General features: G+C 69.7%; 14 protein-coding genes. 11 read left to right on the plus strand and 3 right to left on the minus strand.

Annotation, left to right across the window (positions count from 1 at the left end; all coding sequences use genetic code 11):
- Positions 1–110: 110 nt before the first annotated feature.
- Positions 111–701 (minus strand): TetR family transcriptional regulator, encoded by a 591-nt coding sequence (locus GD1_RS06350; RefSeq protein WP_238403869.1) that lies wholly within the window; start codon positions 699–701, stop codon positions 111–113.
- 57 nt (positions 702–758) lie between these two features.
- Between GD1_RS06350 and GD1_RS06355 the strand changes: the two genes are divergently transcribed.
- The 6 genes from GD1_RS06355 (at position 759) to GD1_RS06380 (ending at position 6,219) form a co-directional block, all read left to right on the plus strand.
- Entirely contained in the window at positions 759–1,175 is a 417-nt protein-coding gene (locus GD1_RS06355; protein WP_238403867.1) for a hypothetical protein, read from the plus strand.
- A 46-nt stretch (positions 1,176–1,221) separates the two neighbouring features.
- A complete protein-coding gene (locus GD1_RS06360; RefSeq protein ID WP_020791595.1) occupies positions 1,222–2,055 on the plus strand; it encodes a thymidylate synthase in 834 nt (277 codons plus the stop codon).
- A gap of 44 nt (positions 2,056–2,099) precedes the next feature.
- Positions 2,100–3,563: a sensor histidine kinase gene (locus GD1_RS06365; protein WP_157079385.1), complete on the plus strand. Its 1,464-nt coding sequence runs from the start codon at positions 2,100–2,102 to the stop codon at positions 3,561–3,563.
- A 57-nt stretch (positions 3,564–3,620) separates the two neighbouring features.
- Positions 3,621–4,121: a dihydrofolate reductase gene (locus GD1_RS06370; protein WP_053776413.1), complete on the plus strand. Its 501-nt coding sequence runs from the start codon at positions 3,621–3,623 to the stop codon at positions 4,119–4,121.
- Between the two features lie 8 nt (positions 4,122–4,129).
- Positions 4,130–5,368: a winged helix-turn-helix domain-containing protein gene (locus tag GD1_RS06375; RefSeq protein ID WP_059036401.1), complete on the plus strand. Its 1,239-nt coding sequence runs from the start codon at positions 4,130–4,132 to the stop codon at positions 5,366–5,368.
- A gap of 86 nt (positions 5,369–5,454) precedes the next feature.
- On the plus strand, positions 5,455–6,219 hold the full coding sequence (locus GD1_RS06380; protein WP_020790942.1) for an HAD-IIB family hydrolase: 765 nt from the start codon (positions 5,455–5,457) through the stop codon (positions 6,217–6,219).
- 121 nt (positions 6,220–6,340) lie between these two features.
- Here the strand turns inward: GD1_RS06380 and GD1_RS06385 are convergent, their stop codons facing one another.
- The gene (locus tag GD1_RS06385) at positions 6,341–7,813 is read right to left on the minus strand and encodes an amidase (protein ID WP_059036402.1); all 1,473 of its coding nucleotides are present in this window, start codon (positions 7,811–7,813) and stop codon (positions 6,341–6,343) included.
- A gap of 69 nt (positions 7,814–7,882) precedes the next feature.
- Entirely contained in the window at positions 7,883–9,547 is a 1,665-nt protein-coding gene (locus GD1_RS06390) for an alkaline phosphatase D family protein (protein ID WP_059036403.1), read from the minus strand.
- Positions 9,548–9,893: 346 nt separating this feature from the next.
- Here GD1_RS06390 and thyX point away from each other — a divergent pair, with 346 nt between their 5' ends.
- The 5 genes from thyX to GD1_RS06420 all read left to right on the plus strand — a co-directional run.
- Positions 9,894–10,646 carry an FAD-dependent thymidylate synthase gene (gene thyX, locus GD1_RS06395; protein ID WP_053776416.1) on the plus strand — a complete coding sequence of 251 codons (753 nt, stop codon included), beginning with the start codon at positions 9,894–9,896 and terminating at the stop codon, positions 10,644–10,646.
- A 139-nt stretch (positions 10,647–10,785) separates the two neighbouring features.
- The gene (gene dapA, locus GD1_RS06400) at positions 10,786–11,688 is read left to right on the plus strand and encodes a 4-hydroxy-tetrahydrodipicolinate synthase (RefSeq protein WP_059036404.1); all 903 of its coding nucleotides are present in this window, start codon (positions 10,786–10,788) and stop codon (positions 11,686–11,688) included.
- Positions 11,689–11,777: 89 nt separating this feature from the next.
- Complete coding sequence (locus tag GD1_RS06405) at positions 11,778–13,754, plus strand: ribonuclease J (RefSeq protein WP_373855251.1); 1,977 nt, start codon at positions 11,778–11,780, stop codon at positions 13,752–13,754.
- A gap of 210 nt (positions 13,755–13,964) precedes the next feature.
- Positions 13,965–14,600 (plus strand): TIGR03085 family metal-binding protein, encoded by a 636-nt coding sequence (locus GD1_RS06410; protein WP_020791074.1) that lies wholly within the window; start codon positions 13,965–13,967, stop codon positions 14,598–14,600.
- 154 nt (positions 14,601–14,754) lie between these two features.
- Positions 14,755–16,344, plus strand: a 1,590-nt coding sequence (locus GD1_RS06420; RefSeq protein ID WP_174519021.1) for a DNA translocase FtsK 4TM domain-containing protein, incomplete at its 3' end; no start/stop codon positions are given.

Here is a 16,344-nt window from a genome sequence, read left to right on the forward strand (position 1 = left end):
TCCTCGCCTGGCGGCTCGGTCCCGGCTCGACCATCGAGGGTGGTTGCCGACACGACGGATCCTCGCCTCGGAGGCTCGGCCATTCATGGTGAGGGGGAGTCGATGGGCGCTCAGCCGGTGGGCGGCGTCACCACCAGCAGTCGACACCACGCGTCGTGGAGCCAGTCGGCAAAACGTTCGCGCGTCCAACCTCGTTCGACGACCAGCAGTGTGAAGTACTCCGAGCCGTTCATCGTCCAGATGATGTCGGCGACCTCGTCGATCGTCAGGTCGGCGCGCAACCGGCCCGATCCGGCGAGGTCGGCGGCGAGATGGCGCATGTTGTCGGCGCGTCGACGGGTGATCTCGGTCCACAGGTCGGCGAGATCGGGGTCTGCGTCGGCGGCAGCTCTCAAGACCACGAACAGCGGTGACAGCCGCGATTGCAGTGCCGTGACGGCGTCGGCGTAGATCCGAAGTTTGGCGCCGATATCGGGTTCGGCGCGCATCCGGACGGCGTAGTCGCGCCGGGCGCCCGGCACCGCATGCGCCGTCCCCGACAACGCGATCTCGATGAGCTCGCGGAACACCACCGGCTTACGGCCCACCGTCGCATAGACGGTATCGGGTGACACCTCGGCGTCGCGGGCGATCGCCGCGATCGTGGTCGCCGCATAACCGTTGGTGATGAACAACTCTCGAGCCGCGGTGAGGATACGCATGCGGGTCTGTTCGGCGGCCGCACGGCGCCTGGTCGAGTCGTAGCGCCGCGTCGCACGATGCTCGGCCTGGGCGTTGACTGCGTCGGCCGCCGGGCCTACCCTTGGTCTATCCATATTGATCCGACATTACCTCGGATGAAAAAGGGGATGATCGCCATGGCGTTCTATGCATGGACTCAGAACGTGCCGATCACGGCCGAGATCTACGACGAGATCGATGCGCGGATCGGTACCACGCCGATGCCGGGCCTCATCGTCCATCTCACGATCGAGCACCCCGACAAATCGATCGGCTACCTGGATGTGTGGGAGTCGCAGGAGGCATGCGACAAGGCGGTCGACGCGGTCGTGCACCCCGCCGTTCATCCGGTCCTCGCAGCCCGGGGTATCCACCCGCCGGGGGAGCCGCCGCGGATGCCGACCACGGTGCTCGATGTCCGCTTCGGTGACGGGACCACGGTACGGCCCACGTGAGGGCCGCCGAGCCCGGGCAACCCCGGCACGTCCTAGACTGGCCGTCGTGAGCGACGCGATCCGAGACCAGGCATCGGCGGAGGTGGTCCCGACTCCGTACGAAGACCTGCTCCGCCTCGTCATGGACACCGGCACCCCCAAGGCCGATCGCACCGGAACCGGGACCCGCAGCATCTTCGGTGCACAGCTGCGGTACGACCTCTCGGCGGGATTTCCGCTGATCACCACCAAGAAGGTCCACCTCAAGTCGATCGTCTACGAGCTGCTGTGGTTCCTGCGCGGTGACTCCAACGTCAAGTGGCTGCAGGAGCAGGGCGTCACGATCTGGGACGAGTGGGCCGACGCCGACGGCGAGCTGGGGCCGATCTATGGCGTGCAGTGGCGCAACTGGCCGACCCCGTCGGGTGAGCACATCGACCAGATCTCGGCCGCACTCGAGATGCTCAAGTCCAATCCGGATTCGCGGCGCAACATCGTGTCGGCGTGGAACGTGGGCGAGATCCCGCAGATGGCGCTGCCCCCGTGCCACGCGTTCTTCCAGTTCTACGTCGCCGACGGCAAGCTGTCGTGCCAGCTCTACCAGCGCAGCGCCGATCTGTTCCTCGGGGTGCCGTTCAACATCGCCTCATATGCGTTGCTGACCCACATGATGGCCCAGCAGGCCGGGCTCGAGGTGGGTGACTTCGTGTGGACCGGCGGCGACTGCCACATCTACGACAACCACGTCGAGCAGGTCACCCGCCAACTGTCACGTGAACCGTTCCCGTATCCGAAACTCGAACTGCGTCAGCGTGATTCGATCTTCGACTACGAGTACGACGACATCGCCGTGGTGCGATATCAGTCGCATCCGGGGATCAAGGCGCCGGTCGCCGTCTGAGAGGTCCGAGGGTTCACCGCCGCGTGGTCTAGCCTTGACGAGTGGTGGTCAGCGACTCAAATCTTCATCTCGACGGGATCGCGGGAATCCTCGATCAACTTCACGGCGCCGCGCTCCTGTGGGATCCGGAGGCATCCGAACCGGTCTGGATGAATCGCGGGGCGGCCGAGGTCACAGCCGAATGGGACCCCGACTGGCGCCGGCACTTCCTCCCGGAGTCCACCGGGGGCTCCGACACGCCGGCCACGATCCAGGCGAAAGCGCACGGGGTCGACCGGTCGGTCCGGGCCCGCTGTGTGGACCTCGACGTCGACGGCGAGCCGCGACTGCTCATACATTTCGACATGCCGACCAGGCGAACGGTCGAGGACGAACTGACGCTCACGGCGACCTATGTCGAGGCGCTGAGCCGGCACACCGCGGCCGGATTGCTGGTGCTCACCGCCGACGGGGTGGTCCTGCACGCCACCGCCCGTGTCCTCGAACAGTTCGACCTCACCCGGGGTGAGCTCGTCGGTCGCCCGATCACCGACCACGCCGCGGTCACCGCGGGCGACGCCGACGGGTGGTCGTCGGTGCTGGAGGCGATGGACCCCATCGCGACGGTGCAACTGGCACTGAAGACGCCCTCGCCCCGCACCCCGGAGTTCCTCGGCGGAACCCTCGAACGCGTCCCGCAACGCCCCGACCACGAACTGCTGCTGTCGGTGTACGACATCTCCGATCGGGTCCGTCGCGAACAGCAACGGTCGCGGGACGCCGAGCACCAGAACTACCTCGCCCGCTACAACGTGATGGGTGATCTCGCGATGGCCGTCGCCCACGAGCTCGGCCAACCACTCACCGCCGCACGCAATTTCCTCGCCGTCACCCGGTCCGCGATGTCGCCGCCGCCGGAGTCTCCGTCCGCGATCTCCCCGCCATCGATCTCGGAGACCGACCGGGCCGACACCGCGCTGTACGGGCTCGACGGCGCCGACCGTCAGATCGACCGCGCGGCGAGCATCATCACCAGCATGCGCAGGTTCGTCGGGCACGTCGATCACGCGCAGGAGGAGATCGACCTCAACGTCATCGTCGAGGAATGTCTCTGCTTCATCGGGCTGCGTGCCGAGGACTCTTCGGTGACAGTCGAATTCGACCGTGCCGCAGAGCCGGTTCCGGTTCGGTGCGAGCGGGTGCTGACCGGCCAGGTGATTCTGAACCTGTGCTTCAACGCCGTCGACGAGATGGCGGCGAGCCCGGAACCGGTCCGCACGATCGGGCTGCGGACCCGATCGGAGGGCGGGCTCGGCATCTTCGCGGTGGAGGACCGCGGACGGGGATTCACCGGTGACCCGTTCACCGATCCGTTCACCTCCAAGGACAACGGCAGCGGGATCGGCCTCGCACTGAGCTGCCGGATCATCACCCGCCAGGACGGCGAGATCTGGGCGAAGCGCCTGGCGGTGGGTTCGGAGTTCGGGTTCGCACTACCGGCGGTTCCCGACCCCGCCGGGCGGCGGTAGCCTGGGGCTCATGAGCGCAGGTCACATCGTCGTCGGGGTTCGAGGGGAGGCCGCGTGATGGGCGGGATCACGCTGGTGTGGGCACAGGACCGGGTCGGGGCCATCGGCCGGCGGAACACCATCCCGTGGCGTGTTCCCGAGGACATGGCCCGCTTCCGTGAGGTCACCGGCTCGAAGGCGGTGGTCATGGGGCGGCGCACCTGGGATTCCCTGCCGGAACGCTTCCGCCCGCTGCCCGGCCGCCGCAACATCGTGGTGACCCGCACGATCGATCTTCGGCTCGACGGCGCCGAGGTCACCCACAGCGTGCCCGATGCGCTGGCGCTCGCCGGAGCCGACGCAGTGGTGATCGGGGGCAGCGAGATCTATTCGGCCGCCATCGATCTCGCGACACATCTGCGGGTCACCGAGATCGACGTGCTGGTCGAGGAGGCCGACGCCTTCGCCCCCGTCGTCGACGAGTTGCGGTGGGAGCGGGCCGGTGAGGGACAGTGGCTGCGGTCGAGCAGCGGGACCCACTACCGCTTCGTCGACTACATCCGGCACACCGCGCACTGATCCCGGGAATGACCCCCACCGACATCTCGGCCGCACAGGCGCGCCGAATCGCCCTCGTGGCACAGGGTTTCGCCGATCGTCGCTCGGCCGGTGCGGTCACCCTGCGACATCTCGACCGGGTCGTCGGGCGCACCCGGCTGGTGCAGATGGATTCGGTCAACGTGGCCGTCCGCGCGCACTACCTCCCGCTGTTCAGCCGCCTGGGAGCCTACGACCGCGCCCTGCTCGACCGCGCGGCCTGGCGACCGGGACGCGGCGCACGCCGGCTCACCGAGTACTGGGCCCACGAGGCCGCGCTGATCCCGGTCGAGGATTGGCCGTTGTTCGCGTTCCGAATGGCCGACTACCGCGACGGACGGTACCGCCACACCCGCGATCTGATGCGTCGCCACCGGGCCCTGGCCGCCGACGTGCGGGCGGTGATCGACGAGGTGGGTGCGTCCACGCCGCGTCGGATCGAGGACTCGCTGGGCATCGAACGGTCGCCGCGACGCTCCGGCGGCTGGTGGGATCGCGGTGAGGTCAAACATCTCTGCGAGGCCATGTTCGCCGCCGGAGATGTCGCCGCCACCCGCGACGAGTCCTTCGGCCGCCACTACGACCTCACCGAACGGATCGTCGGCGCCGACATCGCGACCCGCGTGGTCGAGAGGTCCGAGGCCATCGGTGAACTCGTCGTGCGTGCGGCGTCGGCCCACGGCATCGCCACCGTCGCCGATCTGGCCGACTACTACCGGCTCAAACCCGCCGAGATCCGTTCGGCGGTAGCCGATCTCGTCGACGCGGGCGCAATCCTGCCGGTGCGTGTGGAGAACTGGCGCGACGAGGCATATCTGCACGCGGAGGCCGCGGTGCCGAGTCGGGTGCGCAGCGCGGGTGAGCCGCGCAGCGCGATCCTCTCACCGTTCGACCCGCTCGTGTTCTACCGGCCCCGCACCGAGCGGGTCTTCGGCTTCCACTACCGGATCGAGATCTATGTGCCGGCACCGAAACGGGTGCAGGGGTACTACGTCCACCCGTACCTGCTCGGCGACGATCTCGTGGCCCGCGTCGACCTCAAGGCCGACCGCGCCCGGGGCGTCCTACAGGTACCCGGGGCCTTCGTCGAGGACGGCCACGATCCCGATGTGGTGGCGCACCGACTGGCCGCCGACCTCGCCGCGCTCGCCGAATGGCTGGGGCTCTCGGCCGTCGAGATCGGAACGCGAGGGTCACTCACATCACATCTGCGGCGAATCGCCAGGTGAGCTCTGCGCCGGTGTCGCCGACGGCGACCGGTTTTGACATGCTTGTCACCGCGGACACACCGCACCCGGACGACACAGGAGACAGCATGACGGTGACCTACGGCGATCGTGAGTATCGACTGGTGATGTTCGATCTCGACGACACCCTGGCGCCATCCAAGAGTCCCCTCGACGACCAGATGGTCACCGTGCTGCGCACCCTGCTCGGCGAGGCGTTGGTGTGCATCATCTCCGGCGGCCGCTACGAGCAGTTCCGGATGCAGGTGCTCGACCGCATCGGTGACATCGCCGAACTCGACAACCTGCACCTGATGCCCACCTGCGGCACCCAGTACGTGCGCCGCAACGGCACCGAGTGGGAGACCGTCTACGCCGAGGACCTCACCGACGACGAGAAGCAGCGCACCCTCGCGGCACTCGAGACCGGCGCCAAGGAACTCGGCGTGTGGGAGACCGAGACCTGGGGCCCGATCCTGGAGGACCGCGGCTCGCAGATCACCTTCAGCGCCCTCGGACAGTCGGCACCGGTCGACGCCAAGAAGGCCTGGGATCCCGATGGTGCCAAGAAGGCCGCGCTGCGCGCCTACGCCGCCGAACGGCTGCCCGACCTCGAGGTCCGCAGCGGTGGCTCGACGTCGGTCGACGTCACCCGGAAGGGCATCGACAAGGCCTACGGCGCACAGAAACTCATGGAGATCCTTGGCCTGGGCCGCGACGACATCCTGTTCTACGGCGACCGCCTCGACGAGGGCGGCAACGACCGTCCCGTCCTCGACCTCGGCATCACCTCGGTCGCCGTGGACGGCTGGGAGGACACCCACGCCCGGCTCGTCGAACTCCTCGGACGCTGACGCTCCCCGGCTCCCGCAGCGCGAGAATCGCACCGCCGCACAGGTATCGACACACCGATGTCGGGTGGGATGCGGAAGGCCCACGCGGCCTTCCGCATCCGACACCGGGCGGGGGAGCCGGCTAGCGGATCTGCGGTCGGCGATCCGGATCAGGGTGCAGACCCTCGATCTCGGCCGCCAGCGAGATCAGCAGGGGCTCACCGCCGGTCGGCCCGACGAGCTGTGCGCTCTGCGGAAGTCCGGCGGCGTCGAATCCGATCGGGACCGCTGCGGCGGGATTGCCCAGGACATTCCACGCCGCGGTGTAGGACGCCACATCCGAGGCGAGACGGGTCAGGCCGACGGTGCCGTGGCGGTCGAGCTGACCGACCGGCATCGCGGTGGTCGGCGTGGTCGGGGTGAGCAGCACGTCACACCGGGAGAACAGTTCGGCGAGAAAGCGTTTCGCGGTCTTGTCGGCGCTGCGCTCGGCCCGGCCCACCACATGACGGGCCAGGCGCCCGGCCGATGCCATCCGCCGGGTACGGGCCTCCAGCAGCTCCGGGTACTCCACCCGCGCCGCCTCCTCGGCCACACCGGTCGCCACCTGGATCTGGAAGGGCACCGCGAGCTTCGGATACCGCACCGTGTTCACCGACCCGTCGTCGTCGATCACGGTGTGACCGGCGGTGCGCAGCCGATCGGCGAGCCCGCGCAGGGCGACGGTCGTCGCATCGTCGGCGACGCTGCCGCCCATCGGATTTCGCGTCGACAGCAGGATGCGCAACCGCCGTGGCGGCAGTGCCGCGGCCTCGGCGAACGTCGACTCCAGCGGGTCGGCGCGGAACCGGTCGGTCTCGGCGGCCCCGGAGATCACGTCGTAGATCAGGGCGCTGTCGGCGACGGTACGGGTCAACGGTCCGAGCGTGCCCAGCGCCCGCCACAGGTCCGGGTTCGGTGCGGTGGGCACCCGACCGCGTTGCGGTTTGAGTCCGAACAGCCCGCACCAGCTCGAGGGCAGACGGATCGACCCGCCACCGTCGCCGCCGATGCCCGCGGCCACCATCCCGGAGGCGACCGCGGCCGCGGTGCCGCCACTCGATCCGGCCGGCGAGCGCCCGGGATCCCACGGATTGCGGGTCCAGCCGTTCGCGGCCGACTCGGTGAACGGCCAGATCCCGAACTCGGGCATCCGGGTCTTGCCGATGATGATCGCCCCGGCCTCGCGTAGCCGCCGGACCAGCTCCGAATCCGCCTGTGCCGGAGTCTGAACCGAGCCGCCGCCGTAGGCCGTGGGCAGTCCGGCGACGTCGTTCTCGTCCTTGATCGCGATCGGCACCCCGTGGAGCGGGCCGAGCGGACGCCGGGCCTGGCAGTCGGCGTCGAGGCGGTCTGCGGTCGCGCGCGCCTCGTCGGCGAGCACGTGGGCGAACGCGTTGAGGTGGCGGTCGCAGCGCGCGATCCGGTTCAGCGAGTGCTCGACGAGCTCACGTGCGGTCACCTCCCCGTCGGCCACCCAGCGTCGTTGCTGCACGACGGTGCTGAAGTCCAGCGAACTCGACCCCGGGGACGGATCCGGATGATCGGGGCGGTGGGTCGATCCGTCGGCGGTCATGGCACCTGGCTCCGGGACGTCATCGGTCCATTGTGGTCGAGATCGGCGTGCGGGGCGAGTGGTCGGTCGCTATCGCTCGATCGGCCCGGCCGCCGGGCTGACTCGCTGGGTACCGTTGCCCACCCGGTAGGACTTGGCGAGGTACTGCCCGGACTTCGGGTCGGTCTTGTCGTTGAGGAAGTACCAATCCATCTGTGCCGCAGCCGGTGTCACGGTGAACACCGAGTAGCCGTGGGCGTCGAAGTCGTTCCACCGCACGTGCCGGTTGACCGCGGTCAGCGCCGACGACACCACCGAACCCGCGGTGTGCTCGGGCACCTTCACGATGTCGTCGATGTTGCTCGATGTGACGGAGGTGGCCACGAGCTCGGTGGCGACCGTCCCGCCGCCCGGATACGCCGCGGCGTCCACCGGGATGTCGCACGCCCACGACGAATGGATGTCGCCGGTGATGAACACGACGTTGTCGACGTGCCGCGAGCGGATCGTGTCGAGCAGACGCCGGCGATCGGCGGTGTAGCCGTCCCACTGATCCGGGTTGTAGGGGAGGCCGCCCTCGGGTAGGCCGAGCATCTCGGTGATTGCGGCGGTGTTCTTCTGGTCCAGCGGCGGGATCACCACCGGGGTGATCATCACCGGATTGCCGACGATCTTCCAGCGGGTGGCGGAGCTGGTCAGACCGTTGGTCAGCCAGTTCATCTGGGCGGCACCGGTGATCGACCGGTTCGGGGCGTCGATGTCCCGCGAGGTCATGGAGACCTGCTCGTCGCGATAGGTGCGCAGGTCGAGCATCGACAGTTCGAGCAGGGTGCCGAACCGCAGGCGGCGGTACAGATGACGGCCACCGGCATCGGCGGCCGGGCGCACCGGCATCCACTCGTAGTAGGCGCGTTCGGAGGCGGCCTTGCGGGCGGCCCAGTCACCCTCGGACGCCTGGTGGTTCTCCGCGCCGCCGCGCCACGAGTCGTTGGCCGATTCGTGGTCGTCCCAGGTGCAGATCCACGGCAGCCGGCGATGCAGCTCGGCCAGATCAGGGTCGGTCTTGTACTGCGCGTGGCGGATCCGGTAGTCGGCAAGGCTGACGATCTCGTGCCGCGGGGCGTGGGTGCGCACCACGCCGGTCTTGCCGGTGTACTCGCCGGTCCCGTACTCGTACAGGTAGTCGCCCAGGTGCACGATCGCGGTGAGATCCGGGTGGTTGCGCAGATGCCGGTACGCGCCGAAGTATCCGGCCTCCCAGTTGGCACACGAGACCACGCCGAACCGCACGCGTGACACGTCGGCGTCGGTGGCCGGTGCCGTGCGGGTGTGGCCGATCGGCGACACCGCACCGCTCGCCGGCCCCGAGGTCACGCGGAATCGGTAGGCGTAGCGGGTGTCGGGGGACAGGCCGCCCGCATCCACCTTCACCGTGAAGTCGGCATCGGCGACGGCCTGGGCCGATCCGGAGGCGACGACGGTGCCGAAGGACTCGTCGCGGGCGATCTCCCAGGTGACCGCCGACGACGGTCCGTGACCCGAGCCGGGGGTCGCGGCGGGCGTGGCGGTGATCCGGGTCCACAGGATCACCCGGTCCGGCAGGGGATCGCCGGAGGCGACGCCGTGGGCGAACACCCGGCGGTCACCGGTACCGCCGGGGGTCGGGGCGGCGGTGGCGCGGGCGGCGTGGGCGAGGACGGGTGCGGCGACGGACAGGGCGGCTGAGGTCCGGAGCAGATTTCGGCGCGTGGTCACGGGGGATCATTGTGCGGCATCTCGGGCACTTCGCCCGGCAGGTGTCCGGGCAATGTGCAGGTGGCGTCGCCCGATTCACGTGATCGTCGACCAGAATTCACCTCCGATCGTCCTGATCGTCTGATCAAGTTCGACGGGGAGCCGGGCCCGGGCCGTCGGTGCACGACAGATGCGGGGTGGGCGCGGCCGCGGGGTACGACGGTGGGAGAATCGATGACTGCGATCGGCGGGTCACCCTGTCGAACCGTGTGACGTGAAGATGCGCGACGTGCAGGTACGCGCGGCGTATCCGTGCCGTACGAGGTGCGGCAGGACTGCCGGAGAGGTCCGGGGAACAGGAGGCAACGTGTCCGAGATGGTGCCGTTGCGAGTGCAGATGGTCGCGGCCACCCGGTTCACCACCCCGCCGGATGTGGACTGGGAGACCGACGCCGACGGTGGTGAGGCGCTCGTCGAGTTCGCCGGCCGGGCCTGCTACCAGAGTTGGGACAAACCCAATCCGCGCACCGCGACCAACGCCGGGTACCTGCGCCACATCCTCGAGGTCGGGCACCTCTCGCTGCTCGAGCACGCCACGGTGACCTTCTACATCACCGGCATCTCGCGGTCGTGCACGCACGAGCTGATCCGTCACCGGCACTTCTCGTACTCGCAGCTGTCGCAGCGATTCGTGCCCGAGCACGACTCCAACGTCGTCCCGCCCCCGGCAATCCGCGGGGACGCCGAACTGGAGAAACTGTTCACCGAGGCCACCGACGCCAGTCGCGCCGCCTACTCCGATCTGCTGGCCGCACTCGAGGCGAAGTTCGCCGACGTCCCGAATGCCATCCTGCGACGCAAGCAGGCCCGGCAGGCGGCGCGGTCGGTACTGCCGAACGCCACCGAGACCAAGATCGTGGTGACCGGCAACTACCGGGCATGGCGGCACTTCGTCGGCATGCGCGCCACCGAGCATGCCGACGTCGAGATCCGCCAGCTCGCCGTCGAATGTCTGCGTCAGCTGATGGACGTGGCGCCGACGGTGTTCGGCGATTTCGAGATCGGCACCCTGGCCGACGGGACCGAGGTGGCCACCTCGCCGTTCGTGCTGGAGGGCTGAATCGGGCCCGACGGCCGAGTCGTCACCGAGCCGGCCCCGGCCCGTCGTCGGCGCCCGTGTGCAGTGCCGCTCGTCACCCCGTGGGCGACACCCGATCCCGTTGCCTCGCCGTCACATGCCCACGGTAGCCTTGAGCACCATGAACGCAGCCGACTTGCAGCCCCAGTCGCACCCTTTCGGGACGAACGTGGTGGCCATGGTGACCCCCTTCCGGCCCGACGGCTCGTTGGATCTGGACAAGGCTGCCGAGCTCGCCGACCATCTGGTCGCCAAGGGCTGTGACGGTCTGGTCGTCTCCGGCACCACCGGTGAGTCGCCGACCACCACCGTCCCGGAGAAGCTCGACCTGCTGCGCGTCGTCCTCGACGCCGTCGGCGACCGTGCCCGGATCACCCAGGGGGCGGGCAGCTACGACACCGCCGAGAGCATCCGTTTCTCCCAGGCCTCCGAGAAGGTCGGCGCCCACGGCCTGCTCGTGGTGACCCCCTACTACTCCCGGCCGCCGCAGGCCGGTCTGCTCGCCCACTTCCGCGCCGTCGCCGATTCCACCGTCCTGCCGGTGCTGCTCTACGACATCCCGCCACGGTCGATCGTCCCGATCGCCGACGACACCTTGCGCGCCTTGGCCGAGCACCCGAACATCAAGGGCGTCAAGGACGCCAAGGGTGACCTCCACGCCGCCGCGCGACTGATCGCGACCACCGACCTGGAGTTCCTCTCCGGCGACGACGGCCTCAACCTGCCGTGGCTGTCGGTGGGTGCCACCGGCTTCGTCAGCGTGATCGGGCACCTCGTCGCAGATCGGATGCGCGACATGCAGATCGCCGCCGAGAAGGGCGATCTGCAGACCGCCCGGCAGATCAACCAGACGATGGCCCCGCTGGTCGACGCGATGGGACGCCTCGGTGGCGTCACCATGGTCAAGGAGTCGTTGCGCATCCTCGGCATGGACGTGGGCAACCCACGATTGCCACAGGTGCCGGCCGACGGTCCGCAGATCGAGGCCCTCATCGCCGATCTCCGGACGGCGGGTCTGCTGTGACCGCCCCCCGTCGTCGTGCCGCCCGGCGAGTCGCCGGACCGCCGGCCCCCGTCGTAGAGCAGCCCGCGCAGCAGCCCCAGAAGGCGGCTGTGGCGAAGAGCGCCGAGTCCCCGAAGAGCACCGAGTCCCCGAAGAACGCCGAGCCGCAGAAGGCTGCCGAGGCACCGAAGAAGGCGGCGCAACCTGCCGTCGAGGCGCCGGCTGCTGCGGCACCGGCCGAATCGGCACCGGCGCAGCGGTCGGGATCGCAGTCGCGCCGCCGTGGCGGCGGCGGTGGCGGTGGTGGCCGGCACGAGAAGCGTGACGACCGTCGTCCCGGCGGTTCCGGCCGTCGTGGCGGGGGTAACGCCCCGAGCACCAACCGGCCGTCGGCGCCGGCCCCGGTCGACCGGCTCGGTACCCCGCGCCGCCTGCCCAAGGGTGCGCTGCGGGTGGTCGCCCTCGGCGGGATCGGCGAGATCGGCCGCAACATGACGGTCTTCGAGTACGACGGCCGGCTGCTGATCGTCGACTGCGGCGTGCTGTTCCCCGAGGACGCACAGCCCGGCGTCGACCTGATCCTCCCGGACTTCCGCTACATCGAGGACCGGATGGACGACGTCGAGGCGGTGATCCTGACCCACGGTCACGAGGACCACATCGGCGCGATCCCGTTCCTGCTGCGCCTGCGCGGCGACATCCCGGTGATCGGCTCCAAGTTCACCCTGGCCCTGGTCGAGGCCAAGTGTCGTGAGCACCGCCAGCGCCCCAAGCTGGTGCAGGTGCGCGAGGGTGAGACCACCCATCACGGCCCGTTCGAGTGCGAGTACTTCGCGGTCAACCACTCGATCCCGGATGCGATCGCGGTCGCGATCCGCACCGAGGCCGGTGTGGTGCTGCACACCGGTGACATCAAACTCGACCAGCTGCCGCTCGACGGCCGGCTGACCGACCTCGCCGGGTTCAGCCGCCTCGGTGACGAGGGGGTCGACCTGTTCCTGGTGGACTCCACCAACGCCGAGGTCCCCGGCTTCGTCACCCCGGAGCGTCAGATCGGCAGTGTGCTCGACCAGGTGATCGGCAAGGCCAAGCAGCGTGTGATCGTGGCGTCCTTCGCCAGTCATGTGCACCGCATCCAGCAGATCATCGACGTCGCCCACGCCCACAACCGGCGCGTGACCTTTGTCGGCCGGTCGATGGTGCGCAACATGCAGATCGCCCAGGACCTGGGCTACCTGAGCGTGCCCGACGGCGTGGTGGTGGACATGGACACCGCCGCGACCCTGCCGGATCACCGCGTGGTGCTGATCTCCACCGGGTCGCAGGGCGAGCCGCTGTCGGCGTTGTCGCGGATGGCCCGGGGCGAGCACCGGCAGATCAACATCCGTGCCGACGACCTCGTCGTGCTGGCATCGTCGCTGATCCCCGGCAACGAGAACTCGGTGTTCGCGGTGGTCAACGGGCTGTCGCGGCTCGGTGCCACCGTCATCACCCAGCAGAGCGCCAAGGTGCACGTGTCGGGGCATGCCTCGGCCGGTGAGTTGCTGTACCTGTACAACGCCGTCCGCCCCAGCAATGCCATGCCGGTACACGGCGAGTGGCGTCACCTGCGGGCCAACGCCGCGCTCGCCGTGGCCACCGGGGTCAACCCCGACCGCGTCATGCTCGCCGAGGACGGCGTCGTGGTGGATCTGGTCGACGGCATCGCCCAGATCGTCGGACGCGTCCCGGTCGGACACGTCTATGTCGACGGCCTGTCGGTCGGCGACGTGGGTGAGTCGACCCTGTCCGAGCGTCTGGTGCTCGGCGAGGGCGGGTTCATCGCGATCACCGTCGCCATCGACACGGCCACCGGTCGCACGGTCAGCACCCCGGAGGTCTCCGGGCGTGGCTTCTCCGACGACCCGGACGCACTCAAGGCCGCTGCCGACCTGGTCGACCAGGCGCTCGACGCGCTGGCCGCCGAAGGTGTCACCGACACCCATCGCATCGCGCAGGCGATCCGGCGTGGAGTCGGACGCTGGGTGGCCGAGACCTACCGCCGCCGCCCGATGATCGTTCCGACGGTTATGGCCGTCGGGGACTGAGTCGGGATACGACGTCGCCCCCGTCGGGCCGCAGAATTCCGTCGGGCCGCAGAGTTCTGTCGGGCCGCAGAGTTCTGTCGGGCCGCAGAGTTCTGTCGGGCCGCAGAGTTCTGTCGGGCCGCAGAGTTCTGTCGGGCCGCAGAGTTCTGTCGGCCCGTCGGGGCTGTGGCGGCCCGTCGGGGTTCGTCGACTCGGGCTAGGGTCGAACCCGTGAGTCAAGCACGAGTTGAGCGGGCCGCCCTTGTCGCCACCCTGCGCGAGGTCGGGCCCGACGCCCCGACGTTGTGTGCGGGATGGGATGCGCGCGACCTCGCCGCACATCTGGTGGTCCGGGAACGTCGCCTCGACGCGGCACCGGGGATCATGATCAAACCGCTCGCCGGATACACCGACCGGGTCCAGCGGTCGGTGACCGACGGGACCGACTTCGACGCCCTGCTCGGGCAGATCGCCGACGGTCCGCCGCTCTACTCGCCGATGAAGCTGGTCGACCGCTGGGCCAATCTGGCCGAGATGTTCATCCACCACGAGGACGTCCTGCGTGGCCGGGTCGACCCCGACAGCGACTGGCAGCCGCGTGTGCTGTCGTCGTCGCTGGAGAAGTCTCTGGTCACCCCGCTGAAGTCGATGGCCAGGATGACCCTGCGCTCGGTGCCCGCGCGGGTCCGGCTGCGCACCCCCGACGGTGTCGAGGTGGTCGGTGGGGGAGCGGGGCCCGAGGTCGTCGTCACCGGCCGGGTCGGTGAGCTCCTGCTGTTCGCCACCGGGCGGTCCCCGGTGGTGGTGACCCTCGACGGTGACGCCGATGCGATCGCCGCGGTACGGGCCGGGGTCCACGGTTTCTGAACCGGCTCGTGGATCGGTCTCCGGCCGGCATCAGGCGGTTCCGGAACCACCGATTCCGGGTCGACGGGGATGCACGGTTACAACTTCGACACATGACCGTGTTGCCAGTGTTGCCTGTGTGACTAGCGAGGCGGTCGGCGACTAGGCTGTCGGCATGGCTTCGAGAGCGAGCACGGGTACGCGCACGTCGTCATCGCGCGCCACGGGGGCAAAGAAGGCGGGGTCGGCGCGCGGTGGTTCCACCGCGGGGTCGTCCCGCTCGGGTGCGCGTTCGGCCGGTTCCGGGACCCGTTCGGCCTCGGCCGGTCGCGTGCGGACCACATCCGGGGGTGGGTCGGGCACCGGGAGTCGGGGTGCCGGTACCAAGGGCGCAGGTGGCAAGACCGCAGCAGGCAAGGGTTCGGGTGGTAAGGCCGGGAGCGGTCGGGGCGGCAAGTCCGGCGCCGCGTCTTCTGCACGGTCGCAGCGATCCGGATCGACCCGCCCGCGGTCGGGTGCTGCGGCATCCGCCGACATCTCACGACGTACCGGCGGTCGTACGGTCGGTGCCGCGGGAGCGGTCGGCCGGGGCGTCGGCAAGGGTGTCGGCGCCGGCTGGTCGCTACTCGCCCGCGGCGTCGGGGGCATGGCCCGGGTCGGCGCAGGCGGTCGCAGTGCCGGCGGCCGGGGCCGACGATCCGATGTCCGCGCCGACGACGATCTGTTCGACGACCTCGACGCTGACGACGAGGGCCTCGATCCACGCTCGGCCGGACAGGACGGCCACACCCATCGGCGGGACGGCACCGCACTCGCCGTGCTCGCGATCGCCGTCCTGATCGCCGCCGGTGTGTGGTTCGGTGCCGCCGGGCCGGTCGGTGCGTTCATCGACGCCTTCATCCGGGCGATCATCGGCTGGCCCGCCGTGCTGGTACCGGTGGCGCTCGGCGTCGCCGCGGTCGTCCTGATGCGCCGCCCGCCGAATCCTACGCAGCGTGGCCGCTACCTCGGGGCCGCGCTGCTGATCGTGCTGCCGTTCCTCGGCCTGATCCACCTCGTGTGCGGTTCACCGACCGACCTCACCGGCCGCTCGTCGGCCGCCGGCTTCCTCGGCTATGCCGTCGGCACGCCGCTCACCAGCGGGGTGACCGCCTGGGTGTCGGTGCCGATCCTGTTGCTGTGCATGGCCTTCGGCGCTCTCATCCTCAGCGGCCGGACGGTGCGTGAGGTACTCGACACCACCCGCGGCTACCTGGGGCTGGGCTACGTCGACGACGGCCGGTTCGCCGGCCATCCCGACGACGACCTGCCCTGGGACGACGACGCCGATGCCGACTGGGACGGGGCGGAGTGGGACGAGGCCGACGACGCCGAGGCCGACGAGCCCGACGACCGTGACGACCGCTGGTCGTCTCGGGCCGCGGACCGTCCGTCGTGGTCGTCGGATCCCTACGACAACTACCCGCCCGACTCGGCCGACGAACCGCCCGCGCGTCGTGCGCGCCGGACCCGCCGTCCGGCGACCTCCGGTGAGGTGTTGTCGTCGGCGGCCACCGAACGCCTCGACGACGAGTCGGGTGCGACCTTCGGCGCACGCGGATTCGATGCGGATCCCTATGACCCGGACCCGTATGACGCAGATCCCTATGACGCCGGTTCCCCCGGCGCCGGCACCGACATGGGTGATCTTCCGACCGAACCGCTCGACGACGCCCCGGCACCGCGCTCGCGCGCAGCCGCTCGACGGCCGGCCGCACGGGCCGAG

Origin of the sequence: Gordonia desulfuricans NBRC 100010 (assembly GCF_001485495.1) — a bacterium.
Classification (GTDB): domain Bacteria; phylum Actinomycetota; class Actinomycetes; order Mycobacteriales; family Mycobacteriaceae; genus Gordonia; species Gordonia desulfuricans.

Coding starts and splice junctions, on each gene's coding strand:
- GD1_RS06355 (WP_238403867.1), top strand. CDS start 759: ATGCTCGGCCTGGGCGTTGACTGCGTCGGCCGCCGGGCCTACCCTTGG.
- GD1_RS06370 (WP_053776413.1), top strand. CDS start 3,621: ATGGGCGGGATCACGCTGGTGTGGGCACAGGACCGGGTCGGGGCCATC.
- GD1_RS06385 (WP_059036402.1), bottom strand. CDS start 7,813: ATGACCGCCGACGGATCGACCCACCGCCCCGATCATCCGGATCCGTCC.
- GD1_RS06380 (WP_020790942.1), top strand. CDS start 5,455: ATGACGGTGACCTACGGCGATCGTGAGTATCGACTGGTGATGTTCGAT.
- dapA (WP_059036404.1), top strand. CDS start 10,786: ATGAACGCAGCCGACTTGCAGCCCCAGTCGCACCCTTTCGGGACGAAC.
- GD1_RS06375 (WP_059036401.1), top strand. CDS start 4,130: ATGACCCCCACCGACATCTCGGCCGCACAGGCGCGCCGAATCGCCCTC.
- GD1_RS06350 (WP_238403869.1), bottom strand. CDS start 701: ATGCGTATCCTCACCGCGGCTCGAGAGTTGTTCATCACCAACGGTTAT.